Origin of the sequence: Nonomuraea sp. NPDC003709, assembly GCF_040610775.1 — a bacterium.
Taxonomy (GTDB): Bacteria; Actinomycetota; Actinomycetes; order Streptosporangiales; family Streptosporangiaceae; genus Nonomuraea; species Nonomuraea angiospora_A.
Window position 1 is genome coordinate 400,176 of the sequence record NZ_JBEXMW010000004.1, and the last position, 17,742, is coordinate 417,917.

Genomic DNA, 17,742 nt, shown 5'->3' on the forward strand with positions numbered 1-17,742 from the left:
TGTCTGCTCCCTCAGTACATCAGCGACGGCTCGCGCCGCTCGGCGGCGGCGGGGGTGGGCGCCTGTTCCTCGACGCCCTTGCGGACATGCCTGGTCAGCAGGACGACCTCGGCCACGGCGAGCGCGCCGTACAGGAGCGTGAAGATCGTCAGGGACGTGGCCACCTCGGCCAGGCTCACCCCTGGCGACACGCTGGAGGCGGTGAGCAGCTCGCCCGCGACCGTCCACGGCTGGCGGCCGATCTCGCTCAGCAGCCACCCGGCGATCACCGAGACCAGCGGCAGCGGCACCGCCAGGAGCATCGCCCGCGACAGCCACCTCGGGAACTCACGCCTGCGCCGGGTCAGCCAGAGGCCCAGCACCGACAGGCCCACCGTGGCCATCCCGAACCCCATCATCACCCGGAACGACCAGAACACGACCGGCTGGTCAGGCCGGTAGTCGCCCGGGCCGAACTGCTGCTCGAAGCGGCGCTGCAGGTCCTCGGTGCCCTGGACGGTGGCGTTCGGGTCGTGGGCGGACAGGAAGCTGAGGACCTTGGGGATCTCGATGCCCGGGACGAGGGAGAACGCCGCGCCGGCCGTGTCGCGCTCCAGGCCCTCGGCGGAGGCCAGCTTCATGGGCTGCTGCTCGTACATCAGCCTGGCCGACATGTCGCCGGTGCCCGCGACGACGGCGCCCGCGAGGGCCGTCATGACGAGGGCGGCGCGGGCCGCGCCGCGCCACATCGGGGCGCGCGTCCTGAGCAGCCAGTAGCCGCTCACGGCCAGCACGAATCCGCCCGCCACGATGAACGCCGCCCCGATCACGTGGGGCACCTGCGCCACCGCCGTGGAGTTGGTCAGCACGGCCCACAGGTCGGTCATCCTGGCCCTGCCGTCCACGACCTCGTAGCCGACGGGGTGCTTCATCCAGGCGTTGGCCGCGAGGATGAAATACGCCGACAAGTTGGACCCGATGGCGGCCGCCCAGATGCACGCCAGGTGCGCCTTCTTCGGCAGCCGGTCCCATCCGAAGATCCACAGCCCCAGGAACGTGGACTCCATGAAGAAGGCCAGCAGCGCCTCCATGGCCAGCGGCGCCCCGAAGACGTCGCCGACGAACGTGGAGTATTCACTCCAGTTCATCCCGAACTGGAACTCCTGCACGATGCCGGTGACCACGCCCATGGCGAAGTTGATCAGGAACAGCTTCCCGAAGAACTTCGTGAGCTTCAGGTAGTGCTCTTTCCCTGTCCGGTGCCAGGCCGTCTGCAGGCCCGCCACGAAGATCCCCAGACCGATGGTCAAGGGGACGAACAGAAAGTGGTACACGGTGGTCACCCCGAACTGCCACCGTGCCAGGTCAAGTGCGTCCATCTCCCCGCCGACTCCCTGAGCTCTACAGCGTGTAGTTTATCTACTTGAAGTAGTACTACAGCTCGTAGAGCAACGCGATGCGAGCTTGGTCACATCGCTCCCCGTTGGTTGTTGCCGCATCGAGGATCCCGTGCGGACGGGCCCCGGCGCGTCCGCCGCCGGGGTGATTCAGGGGTACGCCTACCGGTCGACAGCCATGGCGGCCAGGTACGCCTGGAGGTTGCCCAGCTCGAATCCGCGGCGCTTGATCTTGTTGACCAGGATGCGGAAGTCCCCGGCCAGATTGGGACGGAAGTGGAGGAGCAGGATGTCGCCCGGGCGCAGGCGCTTGTCGGGCACCTGGTAGGCGATCTTGCCGCCCGGCTGGACGGTGGCCGTCCAGAGGAGGACCGCCTCGATGCCGCAGCTCTTGGCGGCCCTGAGCGTGTCGGTGTTGTAGTTGCCGAACGGGGGCCTGAACAGCGTGGGCCTGGCGCCCAGCTCCTTCCTGATGACCTGGGAGGAGCCGCAGATCTCGCGGCGCTGGGCGTCCTGGGAGAGCAGGCGGAGGTTGGGGTGGGTGAGGGTGTGGTTCTCGATGGCGACGTCGGCGTTGCGGAGCTGCCGGAAATATCCCCATTTACCGGCACCTACGTATTTCCCTGGGCCGCCGGCCGGGTCCGGGGTGCCCTTGGCCTCCACGGCGTCGCGCATGGCGAAGGCGGTGATGGAGATGCGCTGGTCGCGTACCTGCTTGACGAAGCCCGGATCCTGCTCCCAGCCGTCGTCGATGGTCAGGAAGACGACCTTGCGCCTGGTGGGGATCGAGCTGATCACGGGCGGCAGGTCGCCGGCGTGTTCGACCGGGCGCACCTCGCCCGTGCGCGGCTGCTCGCCCGGCGGGCCGTGCCGGGTGGCCTCGGGCCGTGCGGACGGGGAACTCGGGGCGGAGGTGGTGCCGGGCCGGTGGACGCTCGCGGTCTCGGCGGGGGTGCACGCGGCGAGGAGGGCCAGCACGCAGGCGACGGCGGCCGGACGGGGCATGATCTTCAACGCGCGCATGGGGCCCCATCTTGCCAGGCATGATCCTCAAGTCTTGTCTTCCTCTGTCAGGTGTTGCCCTTATCCACCTGGTCCCGGCTGCTTAGAGTGGCGACATGAAGGTGGCGGGTACTGCCGTGATCGGCGTTCAGAGGGATCGGGTGTGGGCTGCGCTCCAGGATCCGGCGGTGCTGGCGAGCACCATTCCGGGATGCGAGTGCCTTGAGGAGACCGGGCCGGACACGTACCGGATGACCGTGAACGCGGGCGTCGCGTCCATCAAGGGCGTCTACCAGGGGGAGGTGTCGCTCACCGACCCGCTCGCGCCCGAGAGCTTCACGCTCAAGGCGCGCGGGCAGGGGGCGCCCGGAACGGTGGACGCCACCGTCGTGGTGCGGCTGAGCGAGGTCGACGACGGGACCCGGGTCGACTACGACGCCGACGCGGTGATCGGCGGGATGATCGGCGGGGTCGGGCAGCGCATGCTGGGGTCGGTGGCCAAGCGGACGGCGGGGGAGTTCTTCGCGGCCGTCGAGGATCACCTGTGTGCGGCGGCCGTCCCCGCCGGGGTGCAGGCGCCCGCCGAGGCGGAAGCGGTGAGCCCGGCGGGCGGCGCCGTGTACGGGCGGGTCCCCAGACCGCACACGCAGACGCGGCCGTGGGTGATGCTGGCGTCGTTCGGGATGGGGGCGGGCATCGCGCTCACGGGCGTCGCGGTGGGCTGGCTCATCGGACGAGCCTCCCGGCGCCCATGAGGGCTCTCGCGGAAAAGGATCTCCAGGCGTAGCGTGGCTGGTATGCGGCAGGCACACGCGGAAGACGCACGAACCGAAGCCAGGAGAGTCGTTCGCAACCTGCTGGGCGACGAGCGCCCCACAGCCGAGACCTTGATCGTCGACGTGCGCCCGGTGCTCGGGGACGAGCGGACCGGGCGGACGCTGGAGCTCGCGCTCGGAGCCTCGCTCACCCGGCGCTCGGCCGAGCTGGCCGCCATCGCCGCGCTGCTCGTGGGCACCCGCGAGCTGGGCGAGGAGTGGTGGATCCGGCCCAGGGGCGGCAAGCTGCCGGCGCCCGACGAGGTGGTGCGCACGGCGGTCGCGATCGAGCCCTGGACCGATCTGACCGCGCTGGAGATGCTGGCCGCCTGGATCTCCGACGACGCCGCCGACCAGCTGTGGGGCCGGCCCGTCGCCGAGGTCGACCTCAACTCGTGGCATGCCGAGGACCGCTTCCGGCTGCCGCCCGGGGTGAAGCCGGGGCAGCGGCTGGTCGTTCACTTCGACGCCGGCGGGCGGCTCGACGCGGTCGTCACCCGCAGGCCCGACGAGGATCTCGGGTCCAACCTCGACTTCCACTCCCTGCGTTACTCCCGGCCCGCCGAGGCGCAGTGGAGCTGGGGGGTGGCGGCCGGGCTGGGGCCGCACCGGTTGCCCGGCGAGGACCCCGACCCGTACGCCCGCGAGGTCCCGGCCGCCGCCGGGGGAGTCCTGCGGGCCTGGGCGGTGCGGCACGGCGCCACCCGGGAGCAGCTCGGCGAGCGCTGGGAGACGGTCGGCGACGTGGTGGCCGCCATCGAACGCGTGGACTGGATGTGGCGGAGCGGGGAGTGGTTCGGGTGGTGGCGGGGCGCCTCGGCGCTCGTGGACGACTCGGCGTACCTTCCCTACCGCCTGGAGGAGCTGGCCGCCGGATAGCCGTCCGGCGAAAGGGTTGTGTGACAATCGAGGCGTGTCGCGACGTCGCCTCGGTTACCTGCTCAAGCACGCCAACCTGCGCCTGGGGGAGCTGACGGGGCCGGCGCTGGAGCCGTACGAGATCGACGGGCGGGAGTTCGGGGTCATGTCGGTGCTCCGCACGCCGGAGCCGCTCTCCCAGCTGGAGGCCGCCCAGCGGCTGGGCATCGACCGGACGACGATGGTCGCGCTGCTGGACGGCCTGGAGCGCAAGAAGCTCGTCGGGCGCCGGCCGCATCCCGCCGACCGGCGCAAGAACATGGTGGAGCTGACCGGCCACGGGCGCGAGGTCCTGGAGGCGGCCACCCGCGCCGTGGGCGTGGCGGAGGAGGAGTTCCTGGCAGACCTGCCGGAGGAGGATCGGCGGCTGTTCAGAGACCTGCTGGACCGCCTGGTGTGAGGACGCTCCGGCCCTGGCCCTCGCCCTCGCCGAGCCGGCCGGAGCGGTGGTGGCGGCGGCAGAGCACCTGGTAGCGCACCGGCGAGGCGTCGGTGTCGCCGATCACGACCTGCTCGCCCGTACGCGCCATGACCCCGCCCACCACCCTGGCGTTGAGCTGCCCGGGACGGCCGCACCAGCACAGCACCTCGACCTGCAGCCGGCACACCTCGTCCGCCAGCTCGAACAGCCGCTGCGCCGCCGGGAACATCACCGAGCGGAAGTCCGAGGCCAGCCCGAACGCGTAGACGTCCACGCAGTGCTCGTCCACCAGGTCCGCGAGCTGCTCGATCTGCGGGACGGTGTAGAAGCAGGCCTCGTCGCAGATGAGGAAGTCGATGCGGTCGTGGGAGGTGACCAGTTCCACGATGTCGAGGGAGTCCTCCACCTCGATGGCCTCCAGGCCGAGGCCGATCCGGCTGGTGATCTTGGGGCCGCCGGAGCGGTCGTGCTTGGTCAGCACCAGACCACGCCTACCCTGGCGTCCGTGGTTGTAATTCATCTGGAGTGCCAAGGTGGACTTCCCGCAGTCCATGGGGCCGAAGTAAAACTTGAGCACGGCATCCCGGGCGCCAGACGGCACGGCAGACAAGGCAGACAGTTCAGTCACGGGGGGCCAGCTTAGTGGCTTGGCTTGTTCCATGACCTCGTGGGACATTTCTCCTCTGGAGTTCGCAGGAGGAACAGTGGTCACCGAGCTGAGGAGCCATGCGTAGCGTGCGTATCGGAGTGGACACCGGAGGAACGTTCACCGACGTGGTCGCGGTGGACGAGGCGACCGGTGAGATCCTCACGACCAAGACCCCCTCGACGCCCGCCAACCCGGCGGACGGGTTCGTCGCGGGCATCGAGAAGCTCGGTGAGCTCGACATCGGCTCGATCGTCCACGGCACCACGGTGGCCACGAACCAACTGCTCGAGGACCGGATCTCCGACCTCGGGTTCATCACGACCGAGGGCTTCGAGTACGTCCTGGAGATCGCCAGGCAGAGCGTGCCCGACGGCTACGGCAACTCCTACTTCTGGGTCAAACCGCCCAGGATCGTTCCCGTGCACCTGGTGAAGACCGTCGGGGGGCGGCTCGACCACCTGGGGCAGGAGGTGTGGCCGTTCTCGGAGGAGCAGGCCGTGGAGGTGGCCCGCTGGTTCCGGGCCAAGGGGATCAACGCGATCGGCGTCTGCTTCCTGCACTCCTACGCCAACCCCGAGCACGAGCGCCGCATGCGCGAGGTGCTCTGGCGCGAGCACCCGGAGGCGGTGATCTCGCTGTCGAGCGACGTGCTGCGCGAGTACCGCGAGTACGAGCGCTCGGTCACCACGCTGGTGGACGCCGCCGTCAAGCCCGCCATGCGCGGCTACATCGCGAGCCTGTCCAACCGGCTCGGCAAGCCGTTCTCCGTCATGAAGTCCAACGGCGGCATCCTGTCGGCCCGCGAGGTCGTCAACCAGCCGATCACCACCGTCCTGTCGGGCCCGGCGGCGGGCGCGCTCGGCGCGGCGCTCATCGCCTCCACGGCGGGGCACCCGTCGGTGATCACGCTGGACGGCGGCGGCACCTCGACCGACGTGGCCGTCGTGATCGACGGCGAGCCCTCGATCACCACCGAGGGCTCCGTGGGCCGCTACCCGTGCAAGATCCCGATGATCGACATCATCACCGTCGGCGCGGGCGGCGGCTCGATCGCGTGGATCTCGCCCGAGGGCACGCTCAAGGTCGGCCCCAGGTCCGCGGGCGCCGACCCCGGCCCCATCTGCTACGGCAGGGGCGGGACGGAGGTGACGGTCACCGACGCGCACGTGTTCCTCGGCCGGATCCCGCCCCACCTGCTCGGCGGCGAGATCCCGCTGGACGCCGACGCCGCGCGCGGCGGCATCGAGGCGCTGGCCGACAAGCTCGGGCTCACTCCCGAGCGGACGGCGACGGGCATCCTGGAGATCAGCGCGTTCAACCAGAGCAACGCGATCAGGCAGCTCACCGTCAAGCGCGGGCTGGACGTGCGGGACTTCCCGCTGGTGACGTTCGGCGGGTCCGGGCCGCTGCTGGCGTGCCGGCTGATCGACATCCTCGGCCTGCCGGCCGTGATCGTCCCGCGCGATCCCGGGAACGTTTCAGCGTTCGGGTTGCTGACGGTGGACGTCAAGAACGACTACGTCCGTACGTACGTCACCCGCGACCTCTCGCTCGGCAAGGCCGTCGAGATCTTCCACGACCTGGAGCATCAGGCGGGCGAGGCGCTCGACCGGGAGGGCTTCGACGACCCGGTCTACCTGCGCAGCGCCGACCTGCGCTACTACGGCCAGGCGTACGAGGTGCGGGTGCCGGCCCCGGCGGGCGAGATCGACGAGGACTGGCAGGCCGAGGTGGTCGAGCGCTTCCACGCGGCCCACGAGAAGCTGTACGGGTACGCGTACCGCGACGACCCCCGCCACGGCGTCGAATGGGTGAACCTGCGCGTCTCCGGCATCGGCCCCATCACCCGCCCGGCCATCCGCCGCCTGGACAAGGCCGGCGAGGGCGCCACCTCGGTACGTCCCGTGCATTTCGACGAGACCCGCGACACCGCGATCCACCAGCGCTCCGCCCTCGGCCCCGGCGCCACGGTCATCGGGCCGGCCGTGATCGAGGAGTACGGCTCGACGATCCCGATCCACCCAGGCTTCACCGCGAAGGTGGACGAGTACGGAAATGTGGAGGTCCGCCGTGACTGATCCGATCTTGGTGGAGATCGTCGAGGGCACGCTGGCGTCCGTCGAGAAGGAGGTCGAGACGGCCATCGCCCGTACGGCCCGCTCGCCGATGATCCGCGACGCGCACGACTTCCGCGCGGGCATCCACGACGTACGGCTGCGCAAGCTCACCGGCCGCTCCTACAGCGCGCTCGTCCAGCCGGTGGTGCGCGACTTCCCGGTCGAGACGATGAAGCCCGGCGACGTGTACTTCCACAACGACGTCTACCTCTCCGAGGGCGGCATCGGCCACCTGCCGGACCTGTGCGTGACCGTGCCCGTCTTCCACGAGGGCGCCGTCGTGGCGTTCGTGCAGGCGTTCGGCCACCACGACGACATCGGCGGGTCCGTGCCCGGCTCCATGCCCTCGCACGCCCGGTCGGTGTTCGAAGAGGGCCTGATGGTGCCGCCGATCAAGTTGTGGGACCAGGGCGTGCCGAACGAGGCCGCGCTGCGCATCATGACCCGCAACTCCCGCATGCCCGACTCGCTGGCCGGCGACCTCGACGCCGAGTGCTCGGCCTGCCTGATGGGGGCGCGGCGGCTGGGCGAGCTGTTCGACCGGTACGGCAGGCAGGCCGTCGAGGAGTGCTTCGACGCGATCATCTCCAAGACCACCGAGACGTTCCGCAGGGAGCTGCTGGCCAAGATCCCCGAGGGGACGTACGTGTGGGAGGACTACGCCGAGCACGACGGCGTGGACGAGCCCCGCCTGCACGCCCAGCGGATCACGCTCACGGTCGACCACGCCGCCGACTCCCCGCTCACGATCGACTTCACCGGCACGTCGCCGCAGGCCAAGGGCCCGATCAACCACGCGGGCGACTACGCCGACGGCGTGTTCCTGAAGAAGTGGCTGGCCCCGGTGCTGCGCAACCTGGCCGACACGCCCGAGCGGATGGCCGAGCTGGACGTCAACGAGGGCGTCGTGCCCCTCATCAAGATGATCTTCCCGGAGAAGGGCACCCTGCTCACCCCGGTCTTCCCGGCCCCCACGAACGCCCGCACGTTCGTCATCCTGCGCCTGCTCGGCGTGCTCGCCGGCGTGCTGGCCAAGGCCACGAACGGCCGCATGCCCGCCGACCAGGAGACCATCCGCTACACCGGCGTGTACGGCACGGACGCCGACGACCAGCCGTACCTGATGCGCGAGGTCCTGGGCGGCGGCTCGGGCGGCCGCTGGTACGCCGACGGCGAGGACACCATCCACGTGGTGCCCGACTCGCGCAACATCCCGGTGGAGTTCGCCGAGGCGCGCTGGCCGTTCCGGGTGGAGCGGCTGGCGCTGGCCTGCGACTCCGGCGGGCCCGGCATGTTCAGGGGCGGGCTGGGCTACGACAAGCACATCAGGATGCTCAGGGACGCCTCCTACATGTCGATCGCCGACCGCTCGATCCTGTCCTGCTGGGGCGTCAACGGCGGCCTCGCGGGGCGGCCGTTCCGGGTGGAGATCGCGGGCAAGGAGATGGAGGGCCTGGTCGACGACCATCCGGTGCAGGCCGGTGAGCTGATCCGCATCCGCACGACCGGGGGCGGCGGCTGGGGCTCCCCGTACGACCGCGACCCCCGGGCGGTGGCCGCCGACGTGCGGGACGGGAAGGTGTCGATCGCGGGCGCGCTGGGCGACTACGGCGTGGTGCTCGACGGCGACCGCATCGACGAGCAGGGCACCGCCGAGCTGCGCGCCCGCCTGCGCCCTCCGGGCGACCGCTTCTTCGACCGTGGGCCCGGGTACGCGAAGCTCTCGGGCGGACGCGCGTACGCCGAGGTGGACGAGCTTTAGGGAGATACCGTCGTGCGCATTGTCCTGGCCGGGCTGGCCACCAGCCATCCGTACACCGACGCCCACACCCTGGCCCGCCACGCGGAGCTGGTGGTGTGGGAGCAGGACCCCGAGCGGCTGCGGCGCTTCACCGACCAGCACCCGACGGCGAAGGTGGCCGGCAGCCTCGGCGAGGCGCTGGCCACCGGGCCCGACGGCGTGGTGCTGACCGTCCCCAACCCGCAGGTGCCCGAGGCGCTGGCCCGGGTCCTGGGGACCGGCGCCCCCTGTTTCGTGAACAAGCCGGCCGCCGCCAGCAGGGTCCAGCTCGACGCGCTCGACCGGCTGGCGATCGGCGACCGGGTGCTGTCGAGCTCGGTGCTGAGGTTCGCCCCCGCGTTCGCCGGGGTCCGGGTCGATCCCGGCGAGGTGCTGGCCGTGCGGGCCACCGTACGGCACGACGTGGGGTTGTGGGCCGACGGCTACAACGCCTGGCAGGACACGCCCGGCGAGGGCGGGGGGACCATGGTGACCATGGGCATCCACGGCGTCGAGCTGCTGGTCGCCCTGCTGGGGCCGGACGTGCGGCTGGTGGGCGCCGCCGGGGCCAAGCGGCACTACCAGGGCCTGCGTTCCGAGGACACCGGCGTGATGGCGCTGCGGTGGGGGAGCGGCGTCACGGGGACGGTGGAGATCCTCGGCGTCTCCGAGGGTGAGGCCTACACCGTCACCGTGCACAGGCGCGACGGCTCCGAGTCGATCGTGATCGAGAGCGGCGACGACCCGGTCAAGGGGCTCGGGTACGAGGGGACGATCGACGCGTTCCTCTCCATGGTGCGCGGCGCGCCCAGCCCGGTGCCGTGGGAGCAGACCAGGGCGATCCTCGATGTGCTGGTCACAGCCCGTGAGGTCGCCTGACCCAGTTGTGCGTACCCGTTGACAGCCGAAGTCTGCGACAGTTACGGTCTGGACCGTAAATAACAGACGGAGGAGATACCCGCGTGCGCACGACAGCGGAACTCGAGGAGCGACTGGCCCGGCCCAGCGCCGGGCTGGTGGACGATCTCAGCGGGCTCGACGGCGACATCCTGATCCTCGGCGCCGGCGGCAAGCTGGGGCCGAGCCTGGTACGGCTGGCCCTCAACGCCACGAACGGGGACCGGCGGATCATCGCGGTCTCGCGCTTCTCCGAGCCGGGGCTCGCCGAGTCGCTGGCCGAGGACGGCGCGACGGTGGTGTCCGCCGACGTGGCCGACGAGCAGGCGCTGCGCGACCTGCCCGACGCGCCGAACGTGGTCTTCCTGGTCGGCGCCAAGTTCGGCACGCAGGGGCGTGAGCACGCCACCTGGTTCACCAACGCGTACCTGCCCGGGAGGGTCGCCGACCGCTTCCGGCACAGCCGGATCGCCGCCCTGTCCACCGGGAACGTCTACCCGCTCGTCCCCGTCACCGGCGGCGGCAGCACGGAGGACTCCCCGACGGGGCCCGTGGGCGACTACGCCATGAGCTGCCTGGGGCGCGAGCGGGTGCTGACGCACTTCTCCGAGACGTACGGCACGCCGCTGTCGCTCGTCCGCCTCAACTACGCGGTCGAGCTGCGCTACGGCGTGCTCATCGACCTGGCGCAGAAGATCCTCGCCGGGGAGCCCGTCGACCTGTCGACGGGCCAGGTGAACGTGGTCTGGCAGGGCTACGCGAACGAGGTCACGCTCCGGTCGCTGGCCCTGGCCTCCGCGCCGCCGTACCTCCTCAACGTGACCGGGCCCGAGCTGCTCTCCGTGCGGCGGATCGCCCTGGACCTTGGCGCGGCGCTGGGCAAGGAGCCCGTGTTCACCGGGGAGGAGGCGCCGACCGCGCTGCTGTCGAACGCGGGGCGCTGCCACCGCCTGTTCGGCTACCCGGAGCTCACGCCCGCCGAGCTCATCGAGCACACGGCGCGATGGGTGGCCGACGGCGGGCCGCTGCTCGGCAAACCCACCAAGTTCGAACGCCGTGACGGCCGTTTCTGACCGGCTCCGGCACCCTACCCGCCACTCTGCTCGCCCACACCGACAAACACCAAGGGGGACCTCACGTGCTCAGCACGGCTCCACAGGCGCAGACGTCCGTTCGTGACCTGTTCAGGCGCGGCCTGGTGATCCCGGCGCACCCGCTCGCGCTCACCGAGGACAGGAAGCTGGACGAGCGCCGCCAGCGGGCGCTGACCCGCTACTACGTCGAGGCGGGCGCGGGCGGGCTGGCGGTGGGCGTGCACACGACGCAGTTCGCCATCCACGGCACCGGCCTGCTGCCGCCCGTGCTCGAACTGGCGGCCCGCACCGCCAAGGAGGTCGAGCGCGAGGTGGTGCTGGTGGCCGGGGCGACCGGGCCCACCGCCCAGGCGGTGGCCGAGGCGGAGCTGGCCAGGTCGCTCGGCTACCACATGGTGCTGCTGAGCCCCTACCGGGAGCTCGACGAGAACGCGCTCATCGAGCGGGCCAGGGCCGTGGGCGAGGTGCTGCCGGTGATCGGCTTCTACCTGCAGCCCGCGGTGGGCGGGCGCACCCTGTCCCGTGACTTCTGGACGCGGCTGGCCGCCGTGGAGTCCGTCGTCGGCATCAAGGTCGCGCCCTTCGACCGCTATCGCACGCTGGACGTGCTGCACGGCGTCGTACGGGCGGGGCGGGCCGGGGAGGTGGCGCTCTACACGGGCAACGACGACCACATCCTGGCCGACCTCATCACCTCGCACCGGGTGGTCGTGGACGGGCGCGAGGTGGAGGTCGAATTCGTCGGCGGGCTGCTCGGGCAGTGGGCCGTGTGGGTGCGGCGGGCCGTGGAACTGCTGGAGGAGGCCAAGCTCGCCCGGGGCGGTGACGACGCGGCGGTACGGCGGCTGCTCACGCTGGACGGGCACCTGACGGATGCCAACGCGGCCATCTTCGACTCGGCCAACGGGTTCCATGGGTGCATTCCGGGCATCCACGAGGTGCTGCGGCGGCAGGGGCTCTTGGCGGGGCGGTGGTGCCTGGACCCGGCGGAGGAGCTTTCGCCGGGGCAGCTCGCGGAGATCGACCGGATCTGGGGCGCGTACCCGTGGCTCCGGGACGACGACTTCGTCTCGGCCGGGCTCGACCGCTGGCTCTCCTGACCCCATGCCCCTTCTCCCCGCCACCCCCACACCCACCACCCCTGCGCCCGGGGTGCGGGGGTCAGAGGGTCAGGCGGTAGAGGGTCAGGGGGCGGCCGCTGGTGCCGCTGGTGAGGTTGCCGGTGCGCTCCGCCAGGCCCGCGAGCTCCAGCCGATGAAGCATGCGCCGGGCCGTGCGCTGCTGGACGGCCAGCCGTTCGGCGATCTCCCGGGTCGTCAGCGGCTCGTCCCCCGCCGCCGCCCGCGCCTCCAGGAGCTTCTCCAGCGTGGGCACCGACAGGCCGACGCGGCGGGCGATGACCGAGAGGTTCTGCGCTCCCGTGGGCGCCGGGGTGACCGACTCCAGGACGATGTCCGTGTCCGCCCGCAGCGACAGGACCGCGGCCACCTCGCCGATCCGGCGGGCCCTGGCCAGGGCACGGCGGGCCAGGCTCTCGGCCTCCGCCGCGCTGCGGCCCAGGCCGAAGCCGACGCGTACGACGTCGTTCTGGCCGGCCAGCCGCGCCAGCATGGGCAGCCCGGTGAAGCCGCCCGTGGCGTCGTGGAGCGGGCCGCGGGTCGTCACCAGCAGGTGCGTGCCGCCGCGGAAGGCCGCCAGGGTGCCGCCGAGCGCCGTGGCCTCGCGCAGCAGGCCCTCCTCGTTGGCCACCTCGACGAGCCCGATCGCGATCTGGGCGTCCTCCTGGGCCTGGCCCTCGGCGGTCAGCATGAGCTGGCGCAGCGCCACCCGTACCGAATGGACGGAGGGCACCAGGCGCAGCACGTGGCGCTCGTCGCGCAGGGCCTCGTGCACGGAGCTCAGGCAGGTGATCACCGCGTGCGCGGGCCCCTTCCGGTGGAAGGTGACGGCCTTCTTGGAGGTCATCTCCGGCCGGTACGGCAGCGTGCGCAGATCGCCGGTGGGCAGCCCGGCCTCGGCGAACGTGGTCTGGACGTCGGCGGCCGACAGCGTGTCGATCGACAGCCGGGTGATGTCCTGGCCCTCGTGCTGGAGGCGTACGAGGGCGCTGAGCAGCGTCGCGCCCGAGTAGTCGACGAACGCCGCCGGGCGGGTGAGCGCGTCGGCGTCACGCGAGAGCATGTAGGGCACTATGCCGGTGAACAGCCACCCCTCCACGGAGGAGGCGTGCGCCTCGACGATCGCGGGCGCCTGAGACTCGTGGTCGTAGTCGAGGCGCAGCGTGCTGACGCCCGGCTGCTCCTCGCAGACGGCCGCGACGTCGTCGACCAGGTCGTGCGGGCCGACGACCCCGATGACGATTCCCACCCACGCCTCCCTCTCGCTATTTTCGGTCAAGACCGCAATCATATCTTGTGAGGTGCCCGGTGAAGTTCCCGTCCATGGCAGAAGCGGACGGCCGTACGCTCGGCGACGAGGAGGTGGCCGCCGCCGAGCGGGTGATCCGCTCGGGCATGCTCAACTCCGTCTGGGGGACCGAGGCGCGGGCGCTGGAGCGTGAGATCGCCCGAGTCTACGGCTCCCGTCACGCGATCACCTGCAGCTCCGGCACCGCGGCCCTCCACCTGTCGGTCGTCGCGGCCGCGCCGGACCCCGGAGACGAGATCATCACGACCCCGATCACGGATTTCGGGACCGTGGCCCCCATCTTGGCGCAGAACGCCGTCCCTGTCTTCGCCGATGTGGATCCCTCCGACGGCAATCTCGATCCGGACGCGGTGGCCGCGCTCATCGGCCCCCGTACGAAGGCGATCATGGCGGTCCACCTGTTCGGCGCGCCGGCCAGGGTCGGCGAGCTGCGCGCGCTCGCCGACGAGCACGGCCTGACGCTGATCGAGGACTGCGCGCAGGCCTGGCTGACCGAGCTGCCCGGCGGCGGGCTCGCGGGCACGGCGGGCCAGGTCGGCTGCCTCAGCCTGCAGCAGTGGAAGCACATCACCTGCGGCGACGGCGGGGTGGCGATCACCGACGACGACGAGCTGGCCAGGCGGATGCGGCTGTTCTCGGACAAGGGCTGGGACCGCGCGGCCGGCCGGTCGCACGCCGCGTTCGGGATCAACTACCGCATGACCGAGCTCCAGGCCGCCGTGGCGCGCGCTCAGCTCGCGAAACTCCCCGGCGTTGTCGCGGCCCGCCGCAGCACGGCCGGACAGCTCCTGGACGCGCTGAAGGGCCTCCCAGGGGTACGCCTGCCGCGCCCGGACGGCCACGCCTGGTGGTTGTTCCCGATCGTGTGCCCGGACGGCGACGCGCCCGAGCTGGCCGCCCACCTGGCCGCCACCGGGATCCCCGCGCGGGCCGGCTACCTCGCCGAGCCGCTGAACAGGGCGCCCGTGTGGGACGCTGCCATCTACGGCTCCTCCCGCTATCCGCTCGAGGACTACCGGCCCAACCCCTGCCCGCAGGCGGAGCTCATGGTGGACCGTACGCTGCTGGTCATCGACTGGAACGAGGCCTACACCCCCGGCCACGTCGAGCTGATCGCCCAGGAAATCACGAAATTTCGGGCTCGACCGTAGTTACGTTCATGTATCAGGGATTGACCCGGTCAAGACGCGCTCATTAGGTTTCGGTCAGGACCGGTATTAGTTGAAAGGAAGCCGCCGATGAAGAAGGCAGCGGCAGTCGGCCTCGCGGCCGCCCTGAGCCTCGCGGCCGCCGGGTGCGGATCCAGCAGCGGCTCGGACAAGAGCACCGTGACCCTGTGGATGTATCCCGTCATCGGAGACCAGGCCAAGGCCCAGGCGTTCTGGGGCAAGGTGGAGAAGGACTTCGAGACCGCCAACCCCACGATCGACGTCAAGATCGACCAGCAGCCCTGGGAGGGCCGCCAGGAGAAGGTCACCACCGCACTGGTCTCGAAGAAGGGCTTCGACCTGGTGGTGCTCGGTCCCGACCAGATCCCCCAGTACGCCCAGCAGGGCACGGTCGAGGCGGTGGACGACATCGTCGCCCCGGCCAAGTCCTCCTACCTGCCCAACTCCCTGGCCGCCCTCACCGTCAACGGCAAGCTGTACGGCGTGCCGATCTACCAGACGATCACCGCGCCCATCTACAACAAGAAGCTGTTCGCCGACGCGGGCGTCGAGAAGGTGCCGGAGACGCTGGCGGAGCTGAAGGAGGCCGCGCCCAAGCTGGCCGCCAAGAAGGTCGCCGTACTGGACTACCCGGGCAAGCCCGATGTCAGCCTCAACCAGAGCTTCTACCCGATCCTGTGGGCCAACGGCGGCACGGTCTTCTCCGCCGACGGCAAGAGCGTCGCCTTCAACGGCCAGGAGGGCGTGGCCAGCCTGCAGTTCCTGCTCGACCTGAAGGCCGTGGGCGGGCTGCCGGAGAACACCGCGAGCAAGGCCAACGACATCGAGGGCGGCCCGCTGGCAGCCGGCAAGACCGCCATGTACCACGCGGCCACCGCCGGCATGGCCGACCAGCTCGGCGCGGCCATCGGCGTCGAGAACGTCGGCATCGGCCTGCCGCTCGAAGGGACCAAGCGCGTCGCGTTCGGCATCCCCGGCGCCCTGGTGCTGGCCAAACACACCGAGAACAAGGACGCCGCCAAGAAGTTCGCCACCTACCTGGCCTCGCCCGAGGTGTCCGGCGGGCTGGCCAAGGAGTCGGGCTTCTTCCCCGCCCGCACGGACGTGACCGTGCCCGACCAGTCGGCGGCCTCCAAGGAGTTCGCCAAGTCCCTGCAGTACGCCTTCCCCGGCGACACCCACCCCAAGGCCCGCCAGGTCATGGGCGTGCTCGCGCCGCACATCCAGGCGGCGCTGCTCGGCAAGGAGGACGCCAAGACCGCGCTCGACGCGGCCGCCAAGGAGGCCAACCAGCTGCTTGGCACCGGCTGAGCCCCGCACCCCGCCAGAAAGGAAACACCTGGTGCGCCAACGCCTGCGTGACCCGGTCACCGGCCTGCTGTTCGTGCTGCCCGTGCTCGTGCTGTTCCTGATCTTCCGGATCTTCCCGTCGCTCGGCGCGGCGGGGATGAGCCTGACGAACTGGAACATCGGCGGCGACTGGGAATTCATCGGCACGGACAACTACGCCCGGCTGCTCGACGACGTGAACTTCTGGTTGAGCCTGCGGGTCACGCTCGTGTACGTGGCGATCTACGTGCCGCTCACGCTGCTCGTGGCGCTCGGCACGGCGCTGCTGCTCAACCAGGTGGTCTTCATGCGCGGGCTGTTCCGCGGCATGCTGTTCCTGCCGTACGTGACCAGCTTCGTACTGGCGGGCATCATCTGGCGCTGGATCTACGAGTTCGACGGGCTGATCAACGGCCTGCTGGCCAAGGCGGACCTCGGCCCGGTGGCGTTTCTGGAGCAGTCGGCCGTGATCCTGCCCGCGCTGGCCGTCGTGTCGGTGTGGAAGGGGTTCGGCTACTCGATGCTGATCCTGCTCGCCGGGCTGAAGTCGATCCCGTCCTCCTACCTGGAGGCGGCCACGGTGGACGGGGCGAGCGCGTGGCAGCGGTTCCGCAGGATCACGCTGCCGCTGCTCAAGCCCACGATCTTCTTCGTCGTGGTGATCGAGACGATCAGCGCCTTCCAGACCTTCGACACCGTGTACGTGATGACGGGCGGCGGCCCGGCCCGGGCCACCTACACGCTCATCTTCGGCATCTACGACCACGGCTTCCGATCGTTCGACTTCGGCTACGCCGCCACGTGGGGCATGGTGCTGTTCGCGATCGTGCTGATCGTGTCGCTGGTCCAGCGCCGCTTCCTGGATCGGGGAAACACATGACGATCACCGCGTCCCGGCCCGTCACCGAGGTGCGGACGGCCCGCGCGGCCCGCCGCCGGTGGTGGCGGGGCAAGTGGCCGCTGGCCGCCCTGCTCGCGGTGCTGTCCGTGCTGACCGTGAGCCCGTTCGTGGCGATGTTCATCGTGGCGCTCTCGCCGGCGGGCCGGCCGACCGTGCCGGCCCGGTGGCCGGACTCGCTCACGCTCGACAACATCGCGCGGGTGCTGGAGTCGTCGGGGTTCGTCACGTGGACGATCAACTCGCTGATCTACGCCGTGGTCTCCGTGGTGATCATCCTGCTCACCTCGTCCATGGCCGGGTACGCGTTCGCCAAGAAGCGCTTCCCCGGCCGCGAGGCCATGTTCTGGACGTTCCTCGCCACCATGATGGTGCCGTTCCAGGCCACGCTCATCCCGACGTTCGTGCTGGTCAACAGCCTGGACGGGGTGGACACGTTCTGGGGCCTGATCGTGCCGACGCTGGCGAACTCGCAGGCCGTCTTCCTGATGCGGCAGTTCATCCTGGGGCTGCCGGACGAGCTGTTCGACGCGGCCAAGGTCGACGGGGCCTCCGAGTGGCGGGTCTACTGGACGATCGTGGTGCCGCTGACCAGGCCGATCCTGGCGACGCTCGGCGTGTTCGTGTTCCTGTGGCACTGGAACGACTTCCTGTGGCCGCTGGTCGTCGGCCAGAGCGACGCCACCCGTACGCTGACCGTCGGGCTGACCACGCTGCGGACCGAGGAGCTGCAGTTGTCGGTGCTCATGTCCTCGGCGGCCGTGTCGGTGGTGCCGTGCCTGCTGGTGTTCTTCCTGCTGCAGAGGTACCTGGTCAACAGCATCGCGATGACCGGCCTGAAATAGGGTCG

16 protein-coding genes are annotated in these 17,742 nt (G+C 70.7%); 12 read left to right on the plus strand and 4 right to left on the minus strand.

Annotated elements, in window-relative coordinates; translation table 11 throughout:
- Positions 1-11: 11 nt before the first annotated feature.
- The gene (locus ABZX61_RS14645; RefSeq protein ID WP_350722587.1) at positions 12-1,358 is read right to left on the minus strand and encodes a cytochrome ubiquinol oxidase subunit I; all 1,347 of its coding nucleotides are present in this window, start codon (positions 1,356-1,358) and stop codon (positions 12-14) included.
- Positions 1,359-1,538: 180 nt separating this feature from the next.
- Entirely contained in the window at positions 1,539-2,399 is an 861-nt protein-coding gene (locus ABZX61_RS14650) for a polysaccharide deacetylase family protein (protein WP_355194630.1), read from the minus strand.
- A gap of 116 nt (positions 2,400-2,515) precedes the next feature.
- Between ABZX61_RS14650 and ABZX61_RS14655 the strand changes: the two genes are divergently transcribed.
- The 3 genes from ABZX61_RS14655 to ABZX61_RS14665 are packed head-to-tail and all read left to right on the plus strand — an operon-like array spanning position 2,516 to position 4,511.
- Complete coding sequence (locus tag ABZX61_RS14655) at positions 2,516-3,133, plus strand: carbon monoxide dehydrogenase subunit G (RefSeq protein ID WP_355194632.1); 618 nt, start codon at positions 2,516-2,518, stop codon at positions 3,131-3,133.
- Positions 3,134-3,175: 42 nt separating this feature from the next.
- Complete coding sequence (locus ABZX61_RS14660) at positions 3,176-4,072, plus strand: hypothetical protein (protein WP_355194634.1); 897 nt, start codon at positions 3,176-3,178, stop codon at positions 4,070-4,072.
- A 34-nt stretch (positions 4,073-4,106) separates the two neighbouring features.
- The gene (locus ABZX61_RS14665) at positions 4,107-4,511 is read left to right on the plus strand and encodes a MarR family transcriptional regulator (RefSeq protein ID WP_350722579.1); all 405 of its coding nucleotides are present in this window, start codon (positions 4,107-4,109) and stop codon (positions 4,509-4,511) included.
- Here ABZX61_RS14665 and ABZX61_RS14670 read toward each other — a convergent pair.
- Entirely contained in the window at positions 4,483-5,208 is a 726-nt protein-coding gene (locus ABZX61_RS14670; RefSeq protein WP_355194636.1) for a thymidine kinase, read from the minus strand. The two genes, ABZX61_RS14665 and ABZX61_RS14670, sit on opposite strands and share 29 nt — an antisense overlap.
- A 50-nt stretch (positions 5,209-5,258) precedes the next feature.
- Between ABZX61_RS14670 and ABZX61_RS14675 the strand changes: the two genes are divergently transcribed.
- The 5 genes from ABZX61_RS14675 (at position 5,259) to ABZX61_RS14695 (ending at position 12,169) form a co-directional block, all read left to right on the plus strand.
- Positions 5,259-7,259 carry a hydantoinase/oxoprolinase family protein gene (locus ABZX61_RS14675; RefSeq protein WP_355194638.1) on the plus strand — a complete coding sequence of 667 codons (2,001 nt, stop codon included), beginning with the start codon at positions 5,259-5,261 and terminating at the stop codon, positions 7,257-7,259.
- The gene (locus ABZX61_RS14680; protein WP_355194640.1) at positions 7,252-9,060 is read left to right on the plus strand and encodes a hydantoinase B/oxoprolinase family protein; all 1,809 of its coding nucleotides are present in this window, start codon (positions 7,252-7,254) and stop codon (positions 9,058-9,060) included. The genes ABZX61_RS14675 and ABZX61_RS14680 overlap by 8 nt, the downstream gene beginning before the upstream one ends.
- A 12-nt stretch (positions 9,061-9,072) precedes the next feature.
- Complete coding sequence (locus ABZX61_RS14685) at positions 9,073-9,957, plus strand: Gfo/Idh/MocA family oxidoreductase (protein WP_355194642.1); 885 nt, start codon at positions 9,073-9,075, stop codon at positions 9,955-9,957.
- Between the two features lie 83 nt (positions 9,958-10,040).
- Positions 10,041-11,048, plus strand: coding sequence for an NAD-dependent epimerase/dehydratase family protein (locus ABZX61_RS14690; protein WP_350722571.1), 1,008 nt, complete (start codon positions 10,041-10,043; stop codon positions 11,046-11,048).
- A gap of 65 nt (positions 11,049-11,113) precedes the next feature.
- Positions 11,114-12,169, plus strand: a complete 1,056-nt coding sequence (locus tag ABZX61_RS14695) for a dihydrodipicolinate synthase family protein (protein WP_355194644.1) — start codon at positions 11,114-11,116, stop codon at positions 12,167-12,169.
- 61 nt (positions 12,170-12,230) lie between these two features.
- On the opposite strand, the gene ABZX61_RS14700 is transcribed toward ABZX61_RS14695, so the two are convergent.
- A complete protein-coding gene (locus tag ABZX61_RS14700) occupies positions 12,231-13,436 on the minus strand; it encodes a hypothetical protein (RefSeq protein ID WP_350722567.1) in 1,206 nt (401 codons plus the stop codon).
- A gap of 74 nt (positions 13,437-13,510) precedes the next feature.
- Between ABZX61_RS14700 and ABZX61_RS14705 the strand changes: the two genes are divergently transcribed.
- The 4 genes from ABZX61_RS14705 to ABZX61_RS14720 all read left to right on the plus strand — a co-directional run bounded on the left by ABZX61_RS14705 (position 13,511) and on the right by ABZX61_RS14720 (position 17,737).
- Positions 13,511-14,647 carry a DegT/DnrJ/EryC1/StrS family aminotransferase gene (locus ABZX61_RS14705; protein WP_355194646.1) on the plus strand — a complete coding sequence of 379 codons (1,137 nt, stop codon included), beginning with the start codon at positions 13,511-13,513 and terminating at the stop codon, positions 14,645-14,647.
- Between the two features lie 87 nt (positions 14,648-14,734).
- Positions 14,735-15,976, plus strand: coding sequence for an extracellular solute-binding protein (locus ABZX61_RS14710; RefSeq protein WP_355194648.1), 1,242 nt, complete (start codon positions 14,735-14,737; stop codon positions 15,974-15,976).
- Positions 15,977-16,007: 31 nt separating this feature from the next.
- Entirely contained in the window at positions 16,008-16,874 is an 867-nt protein-coding gene (locus tag ABZX61_RS14715; protein ID WP_350722561.1) for a sugar ABC transporter permease, read from the plus strand.
- Positions 16,871-17,737, plus strand: coding sequence for a carbohydrate ABC transporter permease (locus ABZX61_RS14720; RefSeq protein WP_350722559.1), 867 nt, complete (start codon positions 16,871-16,873; stop codon positions 17,735-17,737). The genes ABZX61_RS14715 and ABZX61_RS14720 overlap by 4 nt, the downstream gene beginning before the upstream one ends.
- Positions 17,738-17,742 lie beyond the last annotated feature (5 nt).

Coding starts and splice junctions, on each gene's coding strand:
- ABZX61_RS14650 (WP_355194630.1), bottom strand. CDS start 2,399: ATGCGCGCGTTGAAGATCATGCCCCGTCCGGCCGCCGTCGCCTGCGTG.
- ABZX61_RS14710 (WP_355194648.1), top strand. CDS start 14,735: ATGAAGAAGGCAGCGGCAGTCGGCCTCGCGGCCGCCCTGAGCCTCGCG.
- ABZX61_RS14660 (WP_355194634.1), top strand. CDS start 3,176: ATGCGGCAGGCACACGCGGAAGACGCACGAACCGAAGCCAGGAGAGTC.
- ABZX61_RS14645 (WP_350722587.1), bottom strand. CDS start 1,358: ATGGACGCACTTGACCTGGCACGGTGGCAGTTCGGGGTGACCACCGTG.
- ABZX61_RS14670 (WP_355194636.1), bottom strand. CDS start 5,208: ATGTCCCACGAGGTCATGGAACAAGCCAAGCCACTAAGCTGGCCCCCC.
- ABZX61_RS14675 (WP_355194638.1), top strand. CDS start 5,259: ATGCGTAGCGTGCGTATCGGAGTGGACACCGGAGGAACGTTCACCGAC.
- ABZX61_RS14705 (WP_355194646.1), top strand. CDS start 13,511: ATGGCAGAAGCGGACGGCCGTACGCTCGGCGACGAGGAGGTGGCCGCC.
- ABZX61_RS14720 (WP_350722559.1), top strand. CDS start 16,871: ATGACGATCACCGCGTCCCGGCCCGTCACCGAGGTGCGGACGGCCCGC.